Origin of the sequence: Microbacterium sp. B35-30, assembly GCF_010634855.1 — a bacterium.
In the GTDB taxonomy this organism is placed as follows: Bacteria; Actinomycetota; Actinomycetes; order Actinomycetales; family Microbacteriaceae; genus Microbacterium.
In genome coordinates, this window is sequence record NZ_MWLQ01000011.1 from 214,969 (window position 1) to 236,717 (window position 21,749).

A 21,749-nucleotide genomic window follows, 5' to 3' on the forward strand; every position below is an offset into this window, starting at 1 on the left:
CTATTCCGTCGAATGCTCGCGGACGGAATGGTCAGGGTGTCGGCGGGTCCGCGTCGGGGACGAACCGGAATCGCACGCGCACATCGTCGTACGGCACGACGATGGTCGAGGCATCCGGTGACCACGCGTCCGGCACCAGGTACAGCCGGCCTCCGCCCTGCGCGAGGAGCCGGAGGCCGAAATAGCGGTAGCCGAACTTGGGGTCCCCTGCAGCGGGATCTTCTGTGGATGCCTCGTCGCCGAGCTGCTGGAACGTGATGTCGTCGTCGCCGGGGTAGAGCCGCTCGCGCGTGTCGAGGACCACCGCGGGCAGTGTGCTGAGGTCGGCCGCGAGCGACCGCGCCTGCCCGAGACCCCACCACTGCGCGATGGTCGCCGTCGACCAGAACGTCCCCGCGATCATCACGAGGACCAGCAGTACCACGACGCCCCGGCCACCGCTCGCGCCGTCCAGGGCGCGAACGGTCGCCGCCGCGTAGGCGGCGAGGCCCGCGCCGATTGCGAGGAACAGCGGCGTCAGCAGCTGTCCGTAGGTCCATCCGGGGAGGAACGGCACCACGAACGCCAGTGCGAGACCGGCGAGCACGAACGCGATGCCGGTCCACGCGACGGTTCCGATCACGCGGCGCTGGGTCGCCCGCTGCTGCACCACGAGCCACTTCCTCAGCGCGCGGTGGCCGAGGATCGCCAGGACCGCCAGGAGGGTGAGCACCATGACGGGGATGAAGAGCGCTCCGGGGCTGCGCATGACGAACTCCTGGGAGCTCAGTCCGATGATGTCGACGTCCACGCCGAAGTAGCGGAAGAACTCGCGCGTCGAGACGTAGCCGAAGTAGAACAGCAGCGCCGTGACCAGGGTGAGCGGCGCCACGAACGACGACAGGAACCCCATCCACTTCTCGAAGCCGAGTCCGGTTTCGCGGCGCGGTGCGGCGGCGGGGTCGGGAGGGGTTGCGGTGGTGCTCGTCGTCTGCGTCGCGTGCGCGGGCGCGCCGACGGCCGACTGCTCCGGCCGCGGACTGCGCGCGCGGCGGGCCATCACCCGCTCCCCTCCTCCTGCTGATCCTGGTCCTGATCCTGCTGGTCCTGATCCTGCTGGTCCTGATCCTGCTGGTCCTGATCCTGCTGGTCCTGATCCTGCTGGTCCTGATCCTGTTGATCCTGATCCTGTTGATCCTGATCCTGCTGCTCGTCCTCACCCTCCCCCTCAGGGTTTACGACGACGATGGCGGGCCCGGGCTTGACATCGCGGGCCACCACGATGTCGCAGATCTCCGATGTCGGGCACTCGAGTGTTCCCTCGAACAGGATCGACGTGCCGTCCTGGAAGTCCGCATCGGGACGCAGCAGGAGGCTGCAGGTGAGCTGGGAGTCGTCGGCGTCGACGGTCATTCCCAGACAGGAGCGGTCGGCGCCGCGCGACCCGCACACCCCGCCCTCGATCTGGAGTCCGCCACGATCGGTCACCGCGTGCTGGAAGGTGAACCGCACGCCCTCGGGAACCGTTCCGCCCCAGAACACCGCGATGGTCTTGCACCATACGCCCGCGTCGATGATCTCCGCCACGCCTTGATCGCCGTACGCGGGACCGCCGTACTGCGCGACGGGTCCGGTCCGAACGCGGTCCTGAGCCGGATCCTCATCTCCGTCCGGATCGGTCTCCCCGTTCTCCCCATCGTCCGTTTCAGTGGGCGACGGTGAGGGGCTCGCCGACACCGTGCGCCCAGCATCCGTCTGCGTCACGGGGCCGGCGCAGCCCGCGGTGGCGAGCACGACCGCGATGCTCAGCGTCGCTGTGGCGACGACCCTGCGTGACAGCGCCATGGTGCGCCTCCTGACGGCCGCGTGCGCGGCTCACGTCAATGATGAGCGTGCTCGGGCGCGCTGGATACCCCGGTCGATGCGAGCGGACTCAGGAGGCGGATGCGTCCGGCGTGTCGACGGCGCCGCCGAATCGACGATTGCGACCGAGGTACGTGTCGATGCCGTGCCACAGGTCCTGCCGCGAGAAGTCCGGCCACAGTGTGTCGAGGAAGACGAACTCCGCGTACGCCGACTCCCACAGCAGGAAGTTCGACGTGCGCTGCTCGCCGCTCGAGCGCAGGAAGAGGTCGACATCGGGCATGTCCGGGCGATAGAGCCGTCGCTGGATGAGCTTCTCCGACACGGCTGACGGCTTGATCCGGCCCGCCGCGACGTCGTCGGCGATGGAGCGCATCGCGTCGACGAGCTCGATGCGGCCCCCGTAGTTGACGCACATCGTGAGGGTCAGGACGTCGTTGCCCGCGGTGAGCCGCTCCGCGAACTGCAGCTCTTTGATGACGCTCGACCACAGCCGCGGCTTGCGCCCTGCCCACTGGATCCGCACGCCCCATTCGTTGAGCTGGTCGCGGCGACGGTGCAGGACGTCGCGGTTGTACCCCATCAGGAAGCGGACCTCTTCGGGCGAGCGCGACCAGTTCTCCGTGGAGAATGCGTACACCGACAGGTGCTTGACGCCGGCCTGGATCGCGCCGGCGACGACATCGAGGAGGGCGGCCTCGCCGGCCTTATGCCCCTCGATGCGCGTGAGACCCCGGCGGTTCGCCCAGCGGCCGTTGCCGTCCATCACGATCGCCACGTGGTTCGGCACCGCCCCTCGCGGGTACGTGGGAGGGCGAACACCGGTCCAGTCCAGCGGGCGATACGGCACCGCGTCGCGGTGCGTGTAGGGCTTCGGGGTCACCGGTCGCCTTCCTGCGGGGCTGAGACGTGCGAGAGCGAACGGATGCCGCGCTCCAGGTGCCATTGAGCGTAGGCCGCGATGAGCCCCGACGCGGCCGCCGTCGAGCCGGCGGATGCGGCATCCACGATTTCCCACTCCCCCGCCATGAGCGATTGGAGCAGTGACACGGTTGCGGCATCCACGCGAGCGGCACCCGTCGGAGCGCAGTCGCGGCAGATGATCCCGCCCTGCTGTGCGACGAATGTGTCGTGCGGGCCGCTGCGCCCGCAGCGGGCGCACTCGCCGAGTCCGGGCGCCCATCCAGAGAGCGCCATGGCGCGGAGGAGGTAGGAGTCCAGCACGCTGCGCGAGGCGTGCTCGCCGCGCGACAGAGCGCGGAGACCGCCGACGAGGAGCAGGTACTGCTGAGGCGTCGCCTCTGCCTCGTTCAGCCGGTCCGCCGCCTCGACCATCGCGTGGGCGGAGGTGTAGCGGTCGTAGTGCGCGACGATCTCGGCGCCGTACGAGCCGAGGGACTCGGCCTGCTGAACGATGTCGAGCGACCGGCCCTGGTACAGCTGGACGTCGGCGACCATGAACGGCTCGAGACGCGCGCCGAAGCGCGACGACGTGCGGCGGACCCCCTTCGCGACCGCGCGCAGCTTGCCATGGCGGCGGCTGAGCATCGTCACGATCCTGTCGGCTTCCCCCAGCTTGTGGGTACGCAGGACCACGACTTCATCGCGGTAGGTGGGCACCCGTCAATTATGGATGCGGTCTCCCCGACTCGGGCGCTGACGCCCCGCGCGCTGTCAGGCGAGGGCCGCGGCGACCTCGGTGAGATCGGGCAGAGCCCGGTCGATGGTCGCCATCGTGGCGGTGAGCGACATCCGGAAGTGGCGCGGCTCGTCGAAGAGCGTGCCGGGCATCACATAGACCCCGCGCGCAGCGAGGGCGTCGCAGAAGGCGGCCGCGTCGCCGCCCGGCGCTTCGCCCCACAGGTAGAAGGTGCCCTCGGGGCGGGTGACACGCACGCCCGCATCGGTGAGCGCGCCGAACAGCCGATCGCGCTTCCGGGCGAGTTCGGCCAGGTCGAGCGACACGGACTCGAGCGCCGGCACCGAGTACTGCATGACGGCGTCGGGGAATCCCCATCCGATCGCGAGGCCCACGGGCATGAGCGCGGCGCGCAGTTCGTCCCGTTCGGCCAACGGGATGAGCGGCGACAGGGCGAGGTACCCGAGGCGCTGCCCCGGTGCGAGCAGCACCTTGCCGTAGCTGTAGTCGATGACCGTCCACGGGTACGAGCCGGCGGGGCTCGTGAAGTCGATGCCGTCGAAGCGGATGCGCCGATACGGCTCGTCCGATACGAGCCAGATGCGGCGACCGTGCGTGCGCGAGGCCTGTTCGAGCACGTCCGCGAGCGCGTGCCAGGTTTCCTGCGAATAGACGCGTCCGGTCGGGTTGGCCGGCGAGTTGACGACGACGAGCCGCGTGCGCGGGCCGATCGCGCGAGAGATCGCGTCGATGTCGAGATCGAACGTCTCGGGATCGAGCGCGGCCCGGACGGGGCGGAGGTTCGCGGCGTGGAGCATGGGCTCGTAGCAGAACCATCCGGGCACGGGGATGACCACCTCGTCGCCCGCGTCCGCCAGCAGCGCGAACGCCAGCGAGAGCGCGCCGAAGGCGCCTTGGGTCATCGCGATGTCGTCGGGCTCGAAGTCGAGGTCGAGTTCGATGCGAAGGCCTGCCGCGATCGTCTCCTGCGCAGCCCGCTCGCTCGACTTGTAGGCGAACCAGTCCACCGACCGCGGCTCGACCTGCGCCTGAATCGCCGCCGTCAGTCCCGGAAGGGCCAGCTCGTGCGGGTTGCCGAACGTGAAATCGAGGGCGTCGGTGTCGTCGGCCGTCGCCTGGATGCGTGCGAAGAACGCCGTGACGACGTCGACCGACGCCTTCGCCCGTGCCGCGCGATCCGACATCGCCATCGCCATCGCCTCTCCCCAGTGCTGAGAGCCCCTCCGCAAGGATCCCAACGGACGGGGCGTCGGTCAACCCCGGATCACATAATGTATAGTGTTCACTATGTCTGGCACACAGATTCTCGACACCCTCCTCGCCCTCTCGCAGGTGCTCGAGGCCGATCAGGCGCGCGAACTCGAGCGGCGCGGACTCACTCAGCCCCGCACCCATCTGCTGTGGGTGCTGTACCACGGCGGGCCGGTGACACAGGCTCAGCTGGCCGAGGCGATCGGCGTCACGCCGCGCCACGTCACGACGCTCGTCGACGCGCTGGAGGCGACGGGCTTCGCACGTCGGGAGCCGCATCCGTCCGATCGCCGGGCCGTGCTGGTGCACCTGACCGAACGCGGACTCTCGATCATGGAGACGATGGATGCCGAGCACGAGTCGCTCGGCAGCGACCTGGTTGCGGGGCTGGACGACGAGACCGTGCGCGTCACGGCCGACGCGCTGCAGCATGTCCTGACGACGCTGCAGCGCCTCGTCGCCGAGCATGCGGCGCGGCAGGACGAGCGAGTGGTGCACGCATGAGCACCCCGACCACGACCCCGACGCCGCGACCGATGCCCGCGTCGTTGGGGCAGCGCCTACGACGTCTCGCTGCACTCGCGTGGCGCGCGGAGATCGGGATCTGGCAGAGCCTCTACCGCTGGATCTTCCGCCGCCCGCGCGTTCCCGCCGGGGCCACCGGGTTCGCTTACCACTCCCCCGTCTTCACGATCCTCATGATCTTCATCGTGCTGTCTGCGGTGGAGATCCCCATCATCGATCTCATCGTCCACCCGTGGCCGTGGGTGCGCATCCCGCTCCTGATCCTCGGGATCTGGGGGCTCACCTGGATGATCGGCCTCGCGCTGAGCTACCTCACGCGTCCCCACGCCGTCGGTCCGGACGGCATCCGTGCGCGCGTGGGCGCGGACGTCGATGTCGACCTGCCGTGGGAGGCGGTGGCATCGGTCGAGCGGTCGCGCGACGTCGCCGAGAAGGCGCCGAAGCTGCGCGACGAGGAGCACGGGCGCACGCTGTCCCTGCGCATGGCGAACGAGACCAACATCCTCATCGTGCTCGAGAGGCCGGTGCGCACGAGGTTGTCGGACAACGCGGTCGAGATCGATGCGGTGCGGCTCTGGACCGACGACGTCGACGGCTTCCTGCAGGCGGTCCGCACCCACATCCCCTGAGCTCGACGCCCGCTCATCGGATCAGGCGTCCTCGCCGCGTGGTCAGCGCGCGGCACGGCGGGCTGCCTCCCGCGCCGTCGCGAGCGCCGTGAGCTCGGCGTCGACCTCGTCGAGGATCTCGTTGTGCGCAACTGCCGCGATGCCGTCTCGTAGCCGCCCGGCCACGCGGGCGGCTCGTCGCCGGGCGCCCGCCCGCACCGCGAACCCCGACACGAGTGCGAGCAGGAGGCCGAGCGCCGCACCCGCCACGAGCAGCAGGGTCGGCCAGGGCACGTCGAACTCGCCCACCGTCAGCGTCGGCACGAGGCCCTCCGTCGGCATGCGGAGATAGTCCAGGAGGGCGAGCAGCCCGAGCCAGGAGCCCCCGGCGATGGCGACGGCGAGCAGCAGCCACTGCATCACGTTCGCCACACCCCACCAGCGCGAGCTGCGCACTTCGACTGTCCGCACGATCGCGCGGTCGACGGAGTCGACGATGCCGGCCGAGGCCGCGACCGCGCGTGCGTTGACGCGTTCCTGCGCGCCGCCGGGGAGCGCCGCGGCGGCGGCGGCGACGTAGGTGCGGGTGGCGGTCGCGACCTGCGCCCGAACGGCCGGGGATGCCGTCGGAAGCGACGAGCGGATGAGCTCCGACTCCGCAGGCGCGTCCACCTCGCGCCGGCGCTCGGGCGGGCGAAGCCCCAGTGTGCGCAGCGGGTCGGCGCGCAGCGCTCGCACCCAGCGTGTCGGTGGCCACCCGGTGCGGGCGAACCCGTCGCGCAGGCTCGAGTCGCGCACCGCGTCGACGACGAGAGGAATACCGGCCGCGTGCTCGAGCGCGTCGACGAGGCTGCGGCGGGCGTCGGCGAGTGCGCGTGCGTCCGGCGCCGTGCCGGGAAGGGCGGCGAGGAGCTCGGCCGCCGCGTGACGCACATCGGCCGTGAGACGCGCGGTCGCAGCCTCCCGCCGGTCGACGGCGCGCGCGATGAGGGCTTCGAGCTGGGGCATCCCTTCGCCGCTGCGCGCGGACGTGCCGAGGATGCGCGCTCGGACTCCATCGGCCTGCACGAGGCGCGTCAGGTCCGCCAGGCACGCAGCAGCGTCTTCGTGGGTCAGGCGGTCGAGCTGGTTGAGCACGACGACCACCGAGTCCTCGTGACCGGCGAGGGGAATGAGGTAGCGGGAGTGAAGGACTGCGTCGGCGTACTTCTGCGGGTTCGTGACCCACACCAGCAGGTCGGCCCGCTCGGTCACGTGGTCGGCGCGCACCCTGTGCTCGGTGACCACGGAGTCGTGGTCGGGCAGGTCCAGCAAGACGAGGCCCTCGGGGTGCCTCGCTGAGACGTCGAGTTCGTGACGCTCCTTCACGCCGAGCCAGTCGAGGAGGGCAGCCGAGCCGGCTGCGATGTCGGAGGACTCGGCGATGGCGGCAAGGGGGAATGCCGTCGTGGGGCGCTGCTGGCTCGTGCGGGCGAGGTCCGCTCCGGTGAGGAGATTGAACAACGTGGACTTGCCCGTGCCGGTCGCCCCTGCCAGTGCGACGACCGTGTGCTCTGCCGACAGCTGCGAACGCTCGCCCGCGCGTTGCAGGGCCAGCCGCGCAGCGGCGATCACCTCGTCGGCGATCCGTCCCTCCGCGGCATCGGCCGCGACACGCAGATCCTCGGCGCGCTGGGAGAGTGTCGTCCGCGCCATCAGCCCTGCCTGCCCAGCAGCCACTGCCAGAATCCGGGCTTCCTCGGCTCCTCCGCGGGGCCTGACGTCGTCGGTGCACCGGATGCCTCGGCGCTGACGCCTCGCGCGGCGATGTCGACGGCACGAAGGTGCGCGCCGCGGAGCGCGGGTACCGGACTCGCGGCGCGTGGGGCGCTCACCACCCGCGCGCGGCGTTCGTCGGCGGATGCGCGCGTCAGCTCCTCAGCGGCATCCCGCAGCTCGTCGCCTGCCGACTCCGAGACGGCGAGAGCAGTGACCGCCGTGAGAGCGATGGAGGCATCGGCCTCGAGAAGAGACCCCAGGCGCCGACTGAGTCGCTCGGATGCCTCGGCCGTGAGCCTGCGGACGGCGTCGTCGCCGAACACGGCTTCGAGCACCTTCTGCGCGAGCAGCGCCGTGCCCCCGGCGACGCCGACCTCGATGCCGGTGAGGCCTCCCGTGCTGCCGAAGACGACCAGCATGAGCGCCACGCCCAGACCGTTGACGCCGAAGCTCAGTCCCCTGGCCAGGCCGCGGCGGTCCGCTCCCTGCTCCTGCACGATGGCGAGCACGTCGCCCTGCCATGCGCGGATCTGCTCGGCGATCGCCGATCTGAGGTCGGCCGTGCTGACGCCCGTCACGCCCGCCGTCGCTCCGGCGTCGACGAGGATCCCCGCGCCGGCCGGGTCGCTGCGCCAGGCGGAGCGCACCCGTTCACGCGCCGTCTCCATCGCATCGATCGTGATGGCCTCGAGTCCACTGGCGATCGCGAGCTCGACCGGCTTCGCATCGGGTTCGCCGCCGCGCAGGAACGAGACGACGGCGTCGCGGGCGCGGCTCACGCCGCGTTCTATCGAGCGCATGAAGGTGCTTGCGCCGACGAAATCCTGCCATCGCGTGAGCACCTCGCCGCGGAGCATCGCGCCGTCCGTGGTGGCCGTCGCGATCTGCGACGACGCGTCGGCGTACGCACCCTCGACGATCTGGCGAAGGCGGGCGGCTGAGGCCGCCTGCCCGTCGGCTGCTGCGGCGACACCTTGCACGGCCTCAGCGAGATCGGCCAGGACCCCGTCGCGCGTGGCGAGCGCCACATCATCACGGGCGTCCGCGCTTCCGCCCAGGTCGGTGAGCCACCCGGAGATGTCTGCGACGGCTGCGTCGGGGAGCAGCCCGTCGGGATCGAGCCGGGCCTCGGGGACGACGAAGAGCGGCGCGTCGCCGAGGTCGTGCTCGAGCATCATGCGGCGGAGGTCCGCCACGACGGCTTCACCGCCCGCGTCGACGCGGTCCAGGACGAGGGCCAGCTGGGCATGGCGCCCTGCGGCTGCGCGAAACAGCTCCCACGGGACGGCGTCGGCGTAGCGCGCACCCGTCGTGACGAACAGCCACAGGTCCGCGGCCGCCAGCAGCTGTGCGGCGAGCTCTCGGTTGGCCACCTCCACGGAGTCGATGTCGGGGGCGTCGAGAAGCGCGAGCCCCGGCGGCATCCCGGCGAACGGAGCGAGGCGGAGCGCCCGCACACCGGACGCGGCGGTGCCGTCACGCTCGGCGACGGATGATCCTCCCGAGGCGACGGTCGTCGTGTGCACCCGCGTCAAGGTCGGGAGGATCCGCTCGGGCGCGAACCACGGTGCGTCAGCGGGGTGATGCACGAGGACGGGTGACCGGGTGGTCGGCCGGAGAACGCCCGGGGTCGTCAGAGCCGCACCCAGGACGGAATTGACGAGCGTGGACTTGCCGGCGCCCGTCGATCCGCCGACGACGACGAGAAGCGGGGCTCCGTCCGACCGCAGCCGCGGCAGGAGGTAGTCATCGATCTGCGCGAGGATGTCGTGCCGGCGCGCTCGCGCCTCCGCGACGCCGGTTCCCTCCAGCGGCAGCGTGGCAGCGGTGAGCCGGCCGCGCACGACGTCGACCGCACTGATGAGGCGGCCACGGGCGTGGGCCGCGGCATCCCTGCTCCCGTCGTCGCCGTCCGGCATGTCCCCATCCTGCACCACGTGTCCCTTTGCATACCCGGCATGCACGCGCGAGGCGCGCGGCATGTTGCGGCTCCGGACGCGACAATGGAGGGGTGAACGAGCCTGTCTTCGTGATCCCCCTGTGGGCGGACCTCATCGCCGTCGGGCTCGGCGGCATCCAAGGCGCCCTGTTCGCATCCGGGTTCCGCGGTCAGCGGCGACTCGACATGCTCGGGGTCGCCATCATCGGCATCGTGGTCGGCATGGGCGGCGGTCTCATCCGCGACCTGCTGCTGAACGTCACGCCCACCACGCTCCAGAGCAACTGGTACCTGCTGACCGCGGCCGGCGCGGCACTGTTCGGGATGCTGCTCGCCGGCCTGTTCCAGCGGCTCAACGCGGTCATCGTCGGCCTCGACGCGCTGGTGATCGGTCTCTTCGGCGCGTTCGGCACCAGCAAGGCCCTCGCGCTCGGGCTGCCCCTCGTCCCGGCGGTGTTCGTCGGGGTCTGCGCCGCGGTCGGCGGCGGCATCCTTCGCGACATGATCATGGGGCTGCCCGTCGCGATCATGCACGTCGGCTCCCTCTACGCGGTGGCCGCGGGGGCCGGATGCCTCGTCCTGGCGATCTCGCACGAGCTCGGCGCGAACCTCGTGGTCGCCGCCGTGATCGGGATCGTGGTGACCACGGTGATCCGCCTGCTCGCGGTGATCTTCGACATCTCTCTGCCGGAACAGCGCGCGCTGTATCGGCGCAAGGTCGCCGTCGAGACGTCGGCGATCCCGATCGTCAAGCCCTGAGCGGGCTCAGCAGCCCTGCAGTGCCGGCATCCGACACCGGCCGAACGCACACCGACGGGCGCACGCGGGGATCACCCGCGCACACCCGTCGACGGTTCGCGCTCAGACGGCCGCGAGGGCCCCGGAGCGCTGCCGCGTGCGGATGGCGCGGTTCACGCCCGACACGATCGCTTTGAGCGATGCGGTCGAGATGTCCGAGTCGATGCCGACGCCCCACAGGCGCTCACCATCGACCTGCAGTTCGATGTACGCCGCAGCCTGGGCGTCGCCACCGGCGCTGAGGGCGTGCTCGACGTAGTCGTAGAGCGTCACGTCGAATCCCTGTGCGCGGATGATCTCGAGGAACGCCGCGACCGGGCCGTTGCCCCGGCCGGATGCCTCGAACCGGTCGTCGCCGTCACGCAGGGTGATGTCGAGCGCGACGTCACCCGACAGGTCGCTGCGGGTGCTCGTCGCCAGCAGCTCGAAGCGGCCCCAGCGCTCATCCGCGACCTCGGCCGGCAGGTACTCGTCGGTGAAGATCTTCCAGATCTGGTCGCTGGTGACCTCGCCGCCTTCGGCATCCGTCTTGGCCTGCACAACACCCGAGAAGTCGATCTGCAGCTTGCGGGGCAGGTCGAGCGAGTGGTCGGTCTTGAGCAGGTACGCGACCCCGCCCTTGCCCGACTGCGAGTTGACGCGGATGACGGCCTCGTAGGAGCGGCCCAGGTCCTTGGGGTCGATGGGCAGGTACGGCACGGCCCAGTCGATCTCGTCGACCGTGACGCCGGCCGCGGCGGCCCGGGCCTCCATGGCCTCGAAGCCCTTCTTGATCGCATCCTGGTGCGATCCGCTGAATGCGGTGAACACCAGGTCGCCGGCCCAGGGGCTGCGCTCGTGGACGGGCAGCTGGTTGCAGTACTCGACCGTGCGCTTGACCTGGTCGATGTCGCTGAAGTCGATCTGCGGATCGATGCCCTGCGTCAGCAGGTTGATGCCGAGCGCGACGAGGTCGACGTTGCCGGTCCGCTCGCCGTTGCCGAAGAGGCACCCCTCGATCCGGTCGGCGCCGGCCATGTAGCCGAGCTCGGCTGCGGCGATCGCGGTGCCGCGGTCGTTGTGGGGGTGCAGCGAGAGAATCACGTTCTCGCGATGCGCGAGGCGACGGCTCATCCACTCGATCGAGTCGGCGTAGACGTTGGGGGTCGCCATCTCGACCGTGGCGGGCAGGTTGATGATGACCTTGCGCTCGGGCGTCGGCTCGAAGATCTCGATCACCTGGTTGCACACGTTCACCGCGAACTCCAGCTCGGTGCCGGTGTAGCTCTCGGGCGAGTACTCGTAGAACACCCGGGTCTCGGGGATGCGCTTCTCGAACTCGCGGCACAGCCGCGCGCCCTCCAGGGCGATGTCGATGATGCCCTGCTCGTCCGTGCGGAAGACGACCTCGCGCTGCAGCACGCTGGTCGAGTTGTACAGGTGGACGATCGCCTGCTTGGCACCGACGATCGACTCGTACGTCCGCTCGATGAGGTGCGCGCGCGCCTGCGTCAGCACCTGGATCGTGACGTCGTCCGGGATGAGGTTCTCTTCGATGAGCTGACGCACGAAGTCGAAGTCGGTCTGGCTCGCCGAGGGGAAGCCGACCTCGATCTCCTTGTAGCCCATGCGCACCAGAAGGTCGAACATGACCCGCTTGCGCTCGGGGCTCATCGGGTCGATGAGCGCCTGATTCCCGTCGCGCAGATCGACAGCACACCAGCGGGGGGCGGTCGTGATGCGCTGAGCCGGCCAGGTGCGGTCGGGCAGTTCGACGGTGATCTGCTCGTGGTACGGCAGATACTTGTGGACCGGCATGCCCGAGGGCTTCTGATTGTTCTTCATGATGGATTGCTTCTCTCGTCTGTCACGAGCCTCAACCCGATCGGGGTGGCTCGATGCCTGATGATGCGGGCCAGGCGAAAGCTCCGCGACGAGGAAGGCCCTAGAACGAGGTCTCGTCGCGGCGGCTAAGAAGGAGAAGCCGGCCGAAGCGCATGGCACCAGGCTACACCCGGTTCCGCGCGCAGCGCGAACCGCTGGAACGCGGATGCCGCGGCATCCGCCTCTGAGACGATCGAGGCCGTTGCGACACCATGAGGGTATGAGAGGTCTGCGCCGTCTGCTCGGCATCGCCGCCATCGCCGTGTTCGTCCCCCTCGTCGTCGCATCCTGCGCGAGCGAGAATCCGGGCAGCACGCCCGCGTCGCCGCCACTGGGCACCGTCACCCCCGTTCCGCCGGCGGGCGAGGTGTCTGCCATCGGCACCGTGCTGGATGCGTCGGGCGATGCCGAGCTCTGCCTGGGGCCGGTGGCGGAGTCGTACCCTCCGCAGTGCACCGGGATCCCGCTCGACGGCTGGACGTGGGACGGCGTCGAGGGCGCGGAGTCGTCGGACGAGGTGACCTGGGGCGCGTACGCGGTCCGCGGCACGTACGACGGCACGACGTTCACCGTCACCGAGGACCCCATCCTGCTCGCGCTGTACGACCCGATCCGGCCCGAGGATCCGACGGGCGGCAAACCGGGGGCCGGCGACGAGTCCGAGCTCGCCGCGATCCAGGAGGAGCTTCCCGATCGCCTCGGCGACGCCTACCTGAGTTCGTACCCGCAGGACGGGTGGCTCTGGGTCGACGTCGTCTGGGACGACGGCAGCTGGCAGGATGCCGCGGACGCGGAGTACGGCGAAGAAACGGTCATCATCCGGTCGGCGATCACGCCGACCGGCGGCTGAGCCGCAGCGCCCGCGGACGCAGCGTCAGAAGCCGAGGCGGCCCAGCTGCTTCGGGTCGCGCTGCCATTCCTTCGCGACGCGAACGTGCAGCTTCAGGAAGACCTTCGTTCCCACCAGCGGCTCGATCTGCGCGCGAGCACGCGCTCCGACGTCGCGCAGGCGTGAGCCCTTGTGGCCGATGATGATCGCCTTCTGACTGTCGCGCTCGACGATGAGGTTCGCATAGATGTCGGTCATCGACCCCGTGTCACGCTCGGAGATGTCCTCGATCGTGACGGCGATGGAGTGCGGCAGCTCATCCCGCACGCCCTCGAGCGCCGCCTCACGGATGATCTCGGCGATGCGGTCCTCGGTCGACTCGTCGGTGACGACGCCGTCCGGGTAGAGCGCCGGGCCCTTCGGCATGAGGACGAGCAGCTCGTCGGTCAGCACGTCGAGCTGATCACGGGTGAGGGCCGAGAGCGGAATGACGGCGGCCCAGTCCTCGCGCAGCTGGTCCACCTCGATCAGCCTCTCGGTGATCTCGTCGCGAGTCGCGGCATCCGTCTTGGTGACAATCGCGACCTTCTTCGCCCGGCCGTACCCGCTCAGCGACTCGGCGATGCGACGGTCGCCGGGACCGACCTTCTCTGTGGCCGGCACGCAGAAGCCGATCACGTCGACATCGCCCAGCACCTGCTCGACGAGGTCGTTGAGGCGCTGTCCGAGCAGGGTGCGAGGCTTGTGGAGGCCCGGCGTGTCGACGATCACCAGCTGACCACCGGGGCGGTTCACGATGCCCCGGATGGCGCGCCGCGTCGTCTGCGGCTTGTCGCTGGTGATCGCCACCTTCTCGCCGACGAGGGCGTTCGTGAGCGTGGACTTGCCCACGTTCGGGCGGCCGACGAAGGTGACGAAGCCGGAACGCCCAGCGACGGACCCGGGTTCGGGGGTCGACCCCGGGACAGCGGCTGGCTCGACGGCCGGCGTGGCGTCGTTCTCGGTCATGGGGTGTCTTCCTTCTTGGGCAGGCGGATCTCGCCGGTGCGAGGACTCGTGATGCGGATCTCGCCGGTGCGGGGCCGGCCGGGAGGGTCGAGGGCCGGGTCGCCGCGTTCGACGAACACCGTGGAGATGCCGCGGCCGCGTCCACGGGATGCGCCGCCGGTGAGGACCAGGCCCGCATACTCGGCCGTCGCGCCCGGCTGGGGCACTCGACCGAGAGCCTTGCCGAGGAGGCCGCCGATCGAGTCGACGTCCTCGTCCTCCAGTTCGAGGCCGAACAGATCGCCGACCTCGTCGAGGCCGAGGCGCGCGCTCACGCGGTAGTGACCGGGCTCGAGCTCGGTGACCTCCTCGGCGCGTGGGTCGTACTCGTCCGAGATCTCGCCGACGAGCTCCTCGATGAGGTCTTCGAGCGTGACGAGCCCCGACACGCCGCCGTACTCGTCGACCACGAGGCAGACGTGCACCGCGTCGCGCTTCATCTGCTGCAGCAGCGTCTCGGCCTTCATCGACTCTGGAACGAACACGGCAGGTCGTGCGATGCGCTTGATCGGGGCATCCCGCCACCCCGTCTCGTCGCGGAAGCCGAACTGCACGAGGTCCTTGAGATACAGCACCCCGACCACGTCATCGGCGTCGTCGTCGACGATGGGCACGCGTGACACGCCCTTCTCGAGGAACACCTTCATCGCCTCCCGGGTCGACGTGGACGCGTCCACGGTCACCATGTCGGTGCGCGGCACCATGACGGCGCGCACGAAGGTGTCGGTGAAGTCGAACACCGAGTGGATGAGCTCACGGTCGTCCTGCTCGATGAGCTCGTTCTCCGCGGCTTCGTCGATGATGCTGAGCAGCTGCTCCTCGGACGCGAACGACGACCCGCGCGAACCACCCGGCGTGATGCGGGTGCCGAGGGCGACGAGGCCGTGCGCGAGTGGACCGAGGATGATCCTCACGCCGCGGATGACGGGCGCCGCGCCCCGCAGCAGGGCCTTGGCATGCAGTCGGCCCAGGGTGCGCGGGCTCGCGCCCACGACGACGTACGACACGCCCGTCATCAGCACCGCGGCGGCGAGCATCGCCCACCAGATGTTGTTGAAGAGGTCGGTGAACGCGACCGTCACGAGCACGGCCGCGGTGGTCTCTGCGAGGACGCGGATGAAGATCACCGCGTTGGCGTGGGCGTCGGGATCGGCCGCGATCCTGCGCAGCGCCTCCGCGTTGCGGTCACCCGCGCCGAGCTCGGCGAGGTCTGCGCGCGAGGTCACGCTGAGCGCGGCGTCGATCGCGACCATCAGGGCGCCGAACGCGAGCAGCAGCGCCGCCGCGATCAGGAGGAGCGCAGCGGTCATGTGCGGGGTCGTCGACGCTCGGATGCCTGGAACGAGGTGATGAGCTCGCGCTGCAGTCCGAACATCTCCCGCTCCTCCTCGGGCTCGGCATGGTCGAAGCCGAGGAGGTGGAGGAGGCCGTGCGTGGTGAGGAGGATCAGCTCGTCGAGCGTCGAGTGCTTGGCCGCCACGGCCTGCGTCTCAGCGACCTGGGGGCACAGCACGATGTCACCGAGCAGCCCGGGCGGCGTGGGTGCGTCCTCGGTGCCCGGACGAAGCTCGTCCATCGGGAAGCTCAGCACGTCGGTCGGGCCCGGCTCGTCCATCCACTGCACGTGGAGTGCCTCCATCGCCCCCTCGTCGACGAGCAGGATCGCGACGTCGGCGTCGGGGCTCACATGGAGCTCGGCGAAGTTGTGCTCCATGAGCCGCAGCAGGACGGTCTCGTCGACGGCGATACCGGATTCGTTGCCGATCTCGATGGTCATGAGCGTCCTCGCTTCGGAAGGTGGTCACGGGGTCCGCTGCTGCGGGGCGCGGCGGCACGTCGCTCCGCGCGGTTCGCGAACTCGGCGGCCTCGTCCCGCTCGCGGCGAGCGGCGAGGCGGTGCTCGTCGTACACGCTGTAGGCGTCGACGATCCGCCCCACGAGCGTGTGGCGGACCACGTCGTCGCTGGTCAGGTAGGCGAAGTGGATGTCGTCGATGTTGTCCAGCACCCGGGTCACCAGGCGGAGACCCGACGCCCCCTGGGGCAGGTCGACCTGCGTGATGTCGCCGGTGACGACCATGCGGGTGCCGAAGCCCAGCCGGGTGAGGAACATCTTCATCTGCTCGGGCGTGGTGTTCTGCGCCTCGTCGAGCACGACGAAGGAGTCGTTCAGCGTGCGTCCGCGCATGTACGCCAGCGGTGCGACCTCGATGGTGCCGGTGGCCATAAGCTTGGGCACGAGCTCGGGGTCCATCATCTCGTTGAGCGCGTCGTAGAGCGGCCGCAGATACGGGTCGATCTTGTCGGTGAGCGTGCCGGGCAGGAACCCCAGCCGCTCCCCCGCCTCGACGGCGGGCCGGGTCAGGATGATGCGACTGACCTCCTTGCGCTGGAGTGCCTGCACGGCCTTCGCCATCGCCAGGTAGGTCTTGCCGGTGCCGGCGGGACCGATGCCGAACACGATGGTGCTCTCCTCGATCGCGTCGACGTACGCCTTCTGCCCGAGGGTCTTGGGGCGGATGACGCGACCGCGTGACGACAGGATCGCCTCGCCCAGCACCTCCGACGGCCTCGGCCCGCCTTCCGTGCGGAGGATGCGGTTCGACGAGGCGACGTCCTCCTCGCCGAGCGCGTGCCCGGCCTTCGTCATTGCGAGCAGCTCGTCGACGAGCGTCCGTGCCGCTGCGACGGCGCCGCGCTCACCGGTGAGCGTGATCTCGTTGCCGCGCACGTGCACATCGACACCGGGGTGCTCCCGTTCGACGACCCGCAGCAGACGATCCTGGGGACCGAGCAGCTGTACCATCGCGACGCCGTCCGCGTAGATGCGCTCGATCGTGCTGCCGTCGTCGCTCACGGATTCATGACCGTCTTGATCAGGCACCGACACTCTTCTCTTCGAGGCCTCCCGCGAGCACATGGGCGTGCACGTGGAAGACGGTCTGGCCCGCGTTCGGGCCGGTGTTGAACACGAGGCGGAAGTCTCCGTCGGATTGCTCCGCCGCGAGGGTGTTCGCCAGGCCGACGAGTTCGGCCATCAGCTCGGGATCACCGGCCGCGAGCTCGACGACGTTCCGGTACTCCTCGGTCTTGGGGATCACCAGCAGGTGCAGTGGCGCCTGCGGGGCGATGTCGCGGATCGCGAAGGCGTTCTCGGTCTCCGCGATGATCTCGGACGGGATCTCTCCGTTGCGGATGCGCGTGAAGATCGACGGCTCGCTCATGCCGCAAGTCTACCGACGGGGCCCTTCGACTGGCTCAGGGACCGGGGTGACGGGCTCAGGTACCGGGGTCGAGCCGTCGAACCGCTCACCAGCGGCCGAGGGCGGTGCTGACGACCGCGAGGGCCGCAGGGCCGGCGGTCGATGTGCGCAGCACGGTGTCGCCGAGACGCACGAGCCGCGCGCCGGCGGCGGCGAGAGCGTCGAGCTCTTCGGGCGCGATGCCGCCTTCTGGTCCGACGACCAGCACGACATCGCGGTCGTCTCCGTGCTCGACCGCGAGGGCGCTGAGCCGCTCGGTCGCCGTGGGTTCGAGGATGAGGAGACGGGATGCCGCCGCCCGCTGCACGAGCCCGGCCGTCGACGTCAGCTCCGCCACGCCCGGCACCCAGGGGCGGTGGGCCTGCTTCGCCGCCTCGCGCACGATGGTCGTCCACCGCGTCCGGCCCTTCACCGCCTTCGCGGCGTCCCACCGCGAGACGCTGCGTGACGCCTGCCACGGCACGATCTCATCGACGCCGAGCTCCGTCGCCGCCTGGACCGCCAGTTCGTCGCGATCGCCCTTGGCGAGTGCCTGCACGAGCAGGACGCGCGGGCTCGGCTGCGGGGCATCCGTCCGCGCGGTGATCCTCACCACGACCTCGCGAGGTGCGACCGACTCCACCACGCCGGTGAGCCAGGCGCCCCGGCCGTCGCCGACGGTCACCTCCTCGCCGGCGCGGACCCGCCGCACGCTCGAGGCGTGGTGCGCCTCCGAGCCCTGGAGGATCACCGCATCGCCCGGCGCGGCGGTGGCCGGCTCGTCGAGGAGGAAGTGCAGGGCCACCGGTCAGGCGTTCCGGAACCGGTCGCGCAGCTTGGCGAACAGACCCTGGTGAAACTCCGAGAGCCGCGGGGCCGGTGCCTTGGTCCGCTTGGCGAACTCCTCGATGAGGGCACGCTCCTTGTGGTCGAGCCGCGTCGGCGTCACGACGTGCACGCCGACGCGGAGGTCGCCGCGCTGGGATCCGCGCAGCGGCGTGATGCCGCGGCCCTTGATCGTCAGGATGTCGCCCGCCTGCACGCCCGGGCGCACCTCGAGGTCGACCGGGCCGTCGAGCGACTCGATCGTCGTCGTCGTTCCGAGGATCGCGTCGGGCATCGACACCTCGAGCGTCGCCAGCAGGTCGTCGCCGTCGCGGCTGAACACCTCGTGCGGCGAGACGGTGACCTCGATGTAGAGGTCGCCGTTGGGGCCGCCGGCGGGGCCGACCTCACCCGAGCCGGGAAGCTGCAGCCGCAGTCCGGTCTCGACGCCGGCGGGGATGTCGAGCGACACGGTGCGGCGTGCGCGCACGCGGCCCTGGCCCTGGCAGGTCGCGCAGGGGTAGGGAATCGTGGTGCCGTAGCCCTGGCAGACGTTGCACGGCTGCGTCGTGACGACGTTGCCGAGGAGGCTCCGCACCTGACGCTGCACGTTGCCGGTGCCGTGGCAGATGTCGCAGGTCACGGGGCTGGTCCCGGGCTGGCAGCACGAGCCCTGACAGGTCTCGCAGAGCACCGCGGTGTCGACGTCGATGTCCCGGTGCGTGCCGAACACCACGTCGCCGAGCTCGAGCGTCACGCGCACCAGGGCGTCCTGCCCGCGCTCCCGCCGCGACCGGGGACGGCCGCCGCGGCCGCCGCCGGCCGAACCGAAGAAGGTCTCGAAGATGTCGTTGAAGCCGCCGAAGCCGCCGGCGCCGCCGAACGGCGAGTCGTTGCCGCCCATGTCGTACCGTGCCCGCTGATCCGGATCACTCAGCACGTCGTAGGCGTGCGTCACGAGCTTGAATCGCTCGGAAGCGTCTTCTCCGGGGTTCACGTCCGGGTGCAGCTGCCGGGCGAGCTTGCGGTACGCCTTCTTGATCTCGTCGGTGGTGGCGTCGCGTGAGACGCCGAGGACCTCGTAGTGGTCAGCCACTTTCGCCTTTCCTGCCGCGGCGAGGCCGCGGAATCGATGATGCGCGTCCGCGTCAGCGGGAGTTGTCGTCCTGCTCGAGCATGCGCGTGAGGTAGCGCGCGACGGCACGGACCGTCGCGAGGTTGGTGGGGTAGTCCATGCGCGTCGGCCCGAGCACGCCGACGCGGGCGAGCGATCCGGTCGCGTCGTAGTCACTGGCGACGACGGATGCCTCGCCCAGGCCGAACGCCTCGTTCTCACGGCCGATGCTCGCGGCGAGGCCCTGCTCGTCGGCCACCATCTCTCCCATCAGTCGCAGGAGGGTCACCTGCTCCTCGATCGCCTCGAGGAGGGGGTAGATGCTGCCGCGGAAGTCGGATTCGCTGCGTGCGAGGTTGGCGCTGCCTGCCATCACCAGCTTGTCCTGGCGGAACTCCTCGAGCTCTTCGGCGACCGCGCGGATGATCTCGTCCGTCGCCTGCTCGTGCGCGGGCGCCTGGGCATCGGGCACCTCGAGCCGCTCCGCGATGCGCTGGAGCCCCTCGCGGACCGGCCGGCCGACCAGCAGCGTGCCGAGGCGGGCGCGGATGTGCGCGAGGTCGGTGTCGTCGAAGTCCTCGCCGACGAACGTCAGGCGCTGCGACACGCGACCGGTGTCGGTGACGACGATCACCAGCATCCGTCCGCCGCCGAGCTGCACCAGCTCCACGTGGGTGACGTTGGCGCGTGCGAACGACGGGTACTGGACGATCGCGACCTGGCCGGTGAGTTGGGTCAGTGCCCGCACCGTGCGCACGAGCACGTCGTCGAGGTCGCCCGAGCCGTCCAGGAACGAGGCGATGGCCGAGCGCTGGGCCGAGGAGAGCGGGCGGATCTCGGCGAGGTGGTCCACGAAGACGCGGTAGCCCTTGTCGGTCGGGACGCGTCCCGAAGACGTGTGCGGCGCGACGATGAGCTCTTCGTCTTCGAGCAGCGCCATGTCGTTGCGGATGGTCGCGGCGGACACGCCGAACGCGTGCCGCTCGACGATCGTCTTGCTGCCGACCGGCTCACGCGTGTCGACGTAGTCCTGGACGATCGCCCGCAGCACCTGCAGACCTCGCTCGCTGACCATCCCGCCTCCTCACGCTGCTGTCGGCACCAGGGCGCCTGGCACTCGCATGACTCGAGTGCCAATTCTATCCGATGCCCCTGCCAGGATCGCCGAACGACGCCGTGTGCGGTGGGGGCGCGCCGCAGCGGATGGTGCCGTGCGGCAACGTGGTGTCGTCACTCGGTGAGCGCGCGGACGACGGCGTCGGCCAGCAGGCGTCCCCGCCGGGTCAGCACGACGTGTCCCCGCAGGGCAGTCGGGCCGTCGATGAGACCGTCCGCGATGAGCGCGGCGACCGCGTGCCGGCCTTCGCCCTGCAGTTCGGAGACGGGCAGCCCCTCACGGACCCGCGTGCGCAGCAGCACACTCTCGAGCGTGCGGGCCTCGGCATCCGGGCTCTCCCGTCCGGCGGCGGGCGACTCGCCCGCCGCGAGCCGCTGTGCGTACGCCGCGGGGTGCTTGACGTTCCAGAACCGCACTCCCCCGATGTGGCTGTGGGCTCCTGGACCGAAGCCCCACCAGTCCGAACCGAGCCAGTACGCGAGGTTGTGCCGCGAGCGGTGCCCGGTGTCTCGGGCCCAGTTCGACACCTCGTACCAGTCGAATCCGCCGCCTGCGAGCAGGTCGTCGGCGAGCTCGTACATGTCGGCCTGCAGGTCGTCGTCCGGGGCTGCGACTTCTCCGCGGCGGATCTGGCGGGCGAGCTTCGTACCGTCCTCGATGATGAGCGCGTAGGCCGAGATGTGGTCGGGCTCCAGGGCGATCGCGGCCTCGAGCGAGGCCCGCCAGTCGTCGATGGACTCGCCGGGGGCGCCGTAGATCAGGTCGACGCTCACGTCGAGGCCGGCATCGCGTGCCGCCGACACCGCGGTGCGGACGTTCTCGGGGTCGTGGGTGCGATCGAGTGCCGCGAGGACGTGCGGGACGGCCGACTGCATGCCGATCGAGAGCCGGGTGACACCGGATGCCGCGAGCTCGGCCGCGACGGCCGGTGAGACGGTGTCGGGATTGGCCTCGACCGTCACCTCTGCCCCCTCTACGACTCCGAAACTGTCGCGCACGCCGCCGAGCATGCGCGCGAGATCGCCCGGTGGCAGCAGCGTCGGCGTGCCGCCGCCGAAGAACACCGTCGTGGCCGGGCGATTGCCGCCCGCCCGCTCGAGCACCGCCGCCGCGAGGTCCACCTCGCGCAGGAGAGTGTCGGCGTACTGATCCTGGCGGGCGCCGCGCAGCTCCGACGAGGTGTAGGTGTTGAAGTCGCAGTAACCGCAGCGCACGCGGCAGAACGGCACGTGCAGGTACACGCCGAAATCGGTCGAGGGATCGACGCGGGCGCCCGCCGGCAGCGAGCCGTCCGCGGGAACGGGCTCGCCGAGCGGAAGAGCCGCGCCCATC

Annotated in this window: 21 protein-coding genes; 4 read left to right on the top strand and 17 right to left on the bottom strand. The window is 70.4% G+C overall.

What is annotated here, in order from left to right; genetic code table 11:
• Window positions 1-31 precede the first annotated feature (31 nt).
• The 5 genes from B2K11_RS05335 to B2K11_RS05355 form a co-directional block, all read right to left on the bottom strand.
• The gene (locus B2K11_RS05335; RefSeq protein WP_163617215.1) at window positions 32-1,039 is read right to left on the bottom strand and encodes a hypothetical protein; all 1,008 of its coding nucleotides are present in this window, start codon (window positions 1,037-1,039) and stop codon (window positions 32-34) included.
• Window positions 1,039-1,824, bottom strand: a complete 786-nt coding sequence (locus tag B2K11_RS05340) for a hypothetical protein (RefSeq protein WP_163617216.1) — start codon at window positions 1,822-1,824, stop codon at window positions 1,039-1,041. Before B2K11_RS05340 ends, B2K11_RS05335 begins: the two co-directional genes overlap by 1 nt.
• A gap of 88 nt (window positions 1,825-1,912) precedes the next feature.
• Complete coding sequence (locus B2K11_RS05345) at window positions 1,913-2,725, bottom strand: isoprenyl transferase (protein WP_163617217.1); 813 nt, start codon at window positions 2,723-2,725, stop codon at window positions 1,913-1,915.
• Window positions 2,722-3,462, bottom strand: a complete 741-nt coding sequence (gene recO, locus B2K11_RS05350) for a DNA repair protein RecO (RefSeq protein ID WP_163617218.1) — start codon at window positions 3,460-3,462, stop codon at window positions 2,722-2,724. The genes B2K11_RS05345 and recO overlap by 4 nt, the downstream gene beginning before the upstream one ends.
• 54 nt (window positions 3,463-3,516) lie before the next feature.
• On the bottom strand, window positions 3,517-4,692 hold the full coding sequence (locus B2K11_RS05355; protein WP_204260013.1) for an aminotransferase class I/II-fold pyridoxal phosphate-dependent enzyme: 1,176 nt from the start codon (window positions 4,690-4,692) through the stop codon (window positions 3,517-3,519).
• Between the two features lie 97 nt (window positions 4,693-4,789).
• Here B2K11_RS05355 and B2K11_RS05360 point away from each other — a divergent pair, with 97 nt between their 5' ends.
• Both B2K11_RS05360 and B2K11_RS05365 read left to right on the top strand, forming a co-directional pair.
• Complete coding sequence (locus B2K11_RS05360; protein ID WP_163617220.1) at window positions 4,790-5,257, top strand: MarR family transcriptional regulator; 468 nt, start codon at window positions 4,790-4,792, stop codon at window positions 5,255-5,257.
• Window positions 5,254-5,907 carry a hypothetical protein gene (locus tag B2K11_RS05365; RefSeq protein WP_239525741.1) on the top strand — a complete coding sequence of 218 codons (654 nt, stop codon included), beginning with the start codon at window positions 5,254-5,256 and terminating at the stop codon, window positions 5,905-5,907. Before B2K11_RS05360 ends, B2K11_RS05365 begins: the two co-directional genes overlap by 4 nt.
• Window positions 5,908-5,949: 42 nt before the next feature.
• Here B2K11_RS05365 and B2K11_RS05370 read toward each other — a convergent pair whose 3' ends face one another.
• A complete protein-coding gene (locus tag B2K11_RS05370) occupies window positions 5,950-7,581 on the bottom strand; it encodes a GTPase (protein WP_163617221.1) in 1,632 nt (543 codons plus the stop codon).
• Window positions 7,581-9,563, bottom strand: a complete 1,983-nt coding sequence (locus B2K11_RS05375; protein WP_239525743.1) for a dynamin family protein — start codon at window positions 9,561-9,563, stop codon at window positions 7,581-7,583. The genes B2K11_RS05370 and B2K11_RS05375 overlap by 1 nt, the downstream gene beginning before the upstream one ends.
• 92 nt (window positions 9,564-9,655) lie before the next feature.
• Between B2K11_RS05375 and B2K11_RS05380 the strand changes: the two genes are divergently transcribed.
• On the top strand, window positions 9,656-10,342 hold the full coding sequence (locus B2K11_RS05380) for a TRIC cation channel family protein (protein ID WP_163617223.1): 687 nt from the start codon (window positions 9,656-9,658) through the stop codon (window positions 10,340-10,342).
• Between the two features lie 102 nt (window positions 10,343-10,444).
• Here B2K11_RS05380 and leuA read toward each other — a convergent pair whose 3' ends face one another.
• Window positions 10,445-12,205, bottom strand: coding sequence for a 2-isopropylmalate synthase (leuA, locus tag B2K11_RS05385; protein ID WP_163617224.1), 1,761 nt, complete (start codon window positions 12,203-12,205; stop codon window positions 10,445-10,447).
• A gap of 259 nt (window positions 12,206-12,464) precedes the next feature.
• Between leuA and B2K11_RS05390 the strand changes: the two genes are divergently transcribed.
• The gene (locus B2K11_RS05390; RefSeq protein WP_163617225.1) at window positions 12,465-13,094 is read left to right on the top strand and encodes a hypothetical protein; all 630 of its coding nucleotides are present in this window, start codon (window positions 12,465-12,467) and stop codon (window positions 13,092-13,094) included.
• A 24-nt stretch (window positions 13,095-13,118) separates the two neighbouring features.
• Here B2K11_RS05390 and era read toward each other — a convergent pair whose 3' ends face one another.
• From era to hemW, 9 genes are all read right to left on the bottom strand, one after another.
• Window positions 13,119-14,081 carry a GTPase Era gene (gene era / locus B2K11_RS05395; RefSeq protein ID WP_204260014.1) on the bottom strand — a complete coding sequence of 321 codons (963 nt, stop codon included), beginning with the start codon at window positions 14,079-14,081 and terminating at the stop codon, window positions 13,119-13,121.
• Entirely contained in the window at window positions 14,078-15,430 is a 1,353-nt protein-coding gene (locus tag B2K11_RS05400; RefSeq protein WP_163617226.1) for a hemolysin family protein, read from the bottom strand. The genes era and B2K11_RS05400 overlap by 4 nt, the downstream gene beginning before the upstream one ends.
• Window positions 15,427-15,897: an rRNA maturation RNase YbeY gene (gene ybeY / locus B2K11_RS05405; RefSeq protein ID WP_163617227.1), complete on the bottom strand. Its 471-nt coding sequence runs from the start codon at window positions 15,895-15,897 to the stop codon at window positions 15,427-15,429. Before ybeY ends, B2K11_RS05400 begins: the two co-directional genes overlap by 4 nt.
• Window positions 15,894-16,925: a PhoH family protein gene (locus tag B2K11_RS05410; protein WP_239525799.1), complete on the bottom strand. Its 1,032-nt coding sequence runs from the start codon at window positions 16,923-16,925 to the stop codon at window positions 15,894-15,896. Before B2K11_RS05410 ends, ybeY begins: the two co-directional genes overlap by 4 nt.
• A gap of 70 nt (window positions 16,926-16,995) precedes the next feature.
• Entirely contained in the window at window positions 16,996-17,343 is a 348-nt protein-coding gene (locus tag B2K11_RS05415) for an HIT domain-containing protein (protein WP_163617228.1), read from the bottom strand.
• An 85-nt stretch (window positions 17,344-17,428) separates the two neighbouring features.
• Window positions 17,429-18,166: a 16S rRNA (uracil(1498)-N(3))-methyltransferase gene (locus B2K11_RS05420; protein ID WP_163617229.1), complete on the bottom strand. Its 738-nt coding sequence runs from the start codon at window positions 18,164-18,166 to the stop codon at window positions 17,429-17,431.
• 3 nt (window positions 18,167-18,169) lie between these two features.
• The gene (gene dnaJ / locus B2K11_RS05425) at window positions 18,170-19,282 is read right to left on the bottom strand and encodes a molecular chaperone DnaJ (RefSeq protein WP_163617230.1); all 1,113 of its coding nucleotides are present in this window, start codon (window positions 19,280-19,282) and stop codon (window positions 18,170-18,172) included.
• A 52-nt stretch (window positions 19,283-19,334) separates the two neighbouring features.
• The gene (gene hrcA, locus B2K11_RS05430; protein WP_163617231.1) at window positions 19,335-20,375 is read right to left on the bottom strand and encodes a heat-inducible transcriptional repressor HrcA; all 1,041 of its coding nucleotides are present in this window, start codon (window positions 20,373-20,375) and stop codon (window positions 19,335-19,337) included.
• Between the two features lie 155 nt (window positions 20,376-20,530).
• Complete coding sequence (gene hemW / locus B2K11_RS05435; protein WP_163617232.1) at window positions 20,531-21,748, bottom strand: radical SAM family heme chaperone HemW; 1,218 nt, start codon at window positions 21,746-21,748, stop codon at window positions 20,531-20,533.
• Window position 21,749 lies beyond the last annotated feature (1 nt).

Coding starts and splice junctions, on each gene's coding strand:
- B2K11_RS05410 (WP_239525799.1), bottom strand. CDS start 16,925: ATGGTACAGCTGCTCGGTCCCCAGGATCGTCTGCTGCGGGTCGTCGAA.
- leuA (WP_163617224.1), bottom strand. CDS start 12,205: ATGAAGAACAATCAGAAGCCCTCGGGCATGCCGGTCCACAAGTATCTG.
- B2K11_RS05400 (WP_163617226.1), bottom strand. CDS start 15,430: ATGACCGCTGCGCTCCTCCTGATCGCGGCGGCGCTGCTGCTCGCGTTC.
- B2K11_RS05335 (WP_163617215.1), bottom strand. CDS start 1,039: ATGGCCCGCCGCGCGCGCAGTCCGCGGCCGGAGCAGTCGGCCGTCGGC.
- B2K11_RS05415 (WP_163617228.1), bottom strand. CDS start 17,343: ATGAGCGAGCCGTCGATCTTCACGCGCATCCGCAACGGAGAGATCCCG.
- hrcA (WP_163617231.1), bottom strand. CDS start 20,375: ATGGTCAGCGAGCGAGGTCTGCAGGTGCTGCGGGCGATCGTCCAGGAC.
- B2K11_RS05390 (WP_163617225.1), top strand. CDS start 12,465: ATGAGAGGTCTGCGCCGTCTGCTCGGCATCGCCGCCATCGCCGTGTTC.
- B2K11_RS05365 (WP_239525741.1), top strand. CDS start 5,254: ATGAGCACCCCGACCACGACCCCGACGCCGCGACCGATGCCCGCGTCG.
- B2K11_RS05355 (WP_204260013.1), bottom strand. CDS start 4,692: ATGGCGATGTCGGATCGCGCGGCACGGGCGAAGGCGTCGGTCGACGTC.
- B2K11_RS05370 (WP_163617221.1), bottom strand. CDS start 7,581: ATGGCGCGGACGACACTCTCCCAGCGCGCCGAGGATCTGCGTGTCGCG.
- B2K11_RS05360 (WP_163617220.1), top strand. CDS start 4,790: ATGTCTGGCACACAGATTCTCGACACCCTCCTCGCCCTCTCGCAGGTG.
- B2K11_RS05340 (WP_163617216.1), bottom strand. CDS start 1,824: ATGGCGCTGTCACGCAGGGTCGTCGCCACAGCGACGCTGAGCATCGCG.
- hemW (WP_163617232.1), bottom strand. CDS start 21,748: ATGGGCGCGGCTCTTCCGCTCGGCGAGCCCGTTCCCGCGGACGGCTCG.
- ybeY (WP_163617227.1), bottom strand. CDS start 15,897: ATGACCATCGAGATCGGCAACGAATCCGGTATCGCCGTCGACGAGACC.
- B2K11_RS05375 (WP_239525743.1), bottom strand. CDS start 9,563: ATGCCGGACGGCGACGACGGGAGCAGGGATGCCGCGGCCCACGCCCGT.
- era (WP_204260014.1), bottom strand. CDS start 14,081: ATGACCGAGAACGACGCCACGCCGGCCGTCGAGCCAGCCGCTGTCCCG.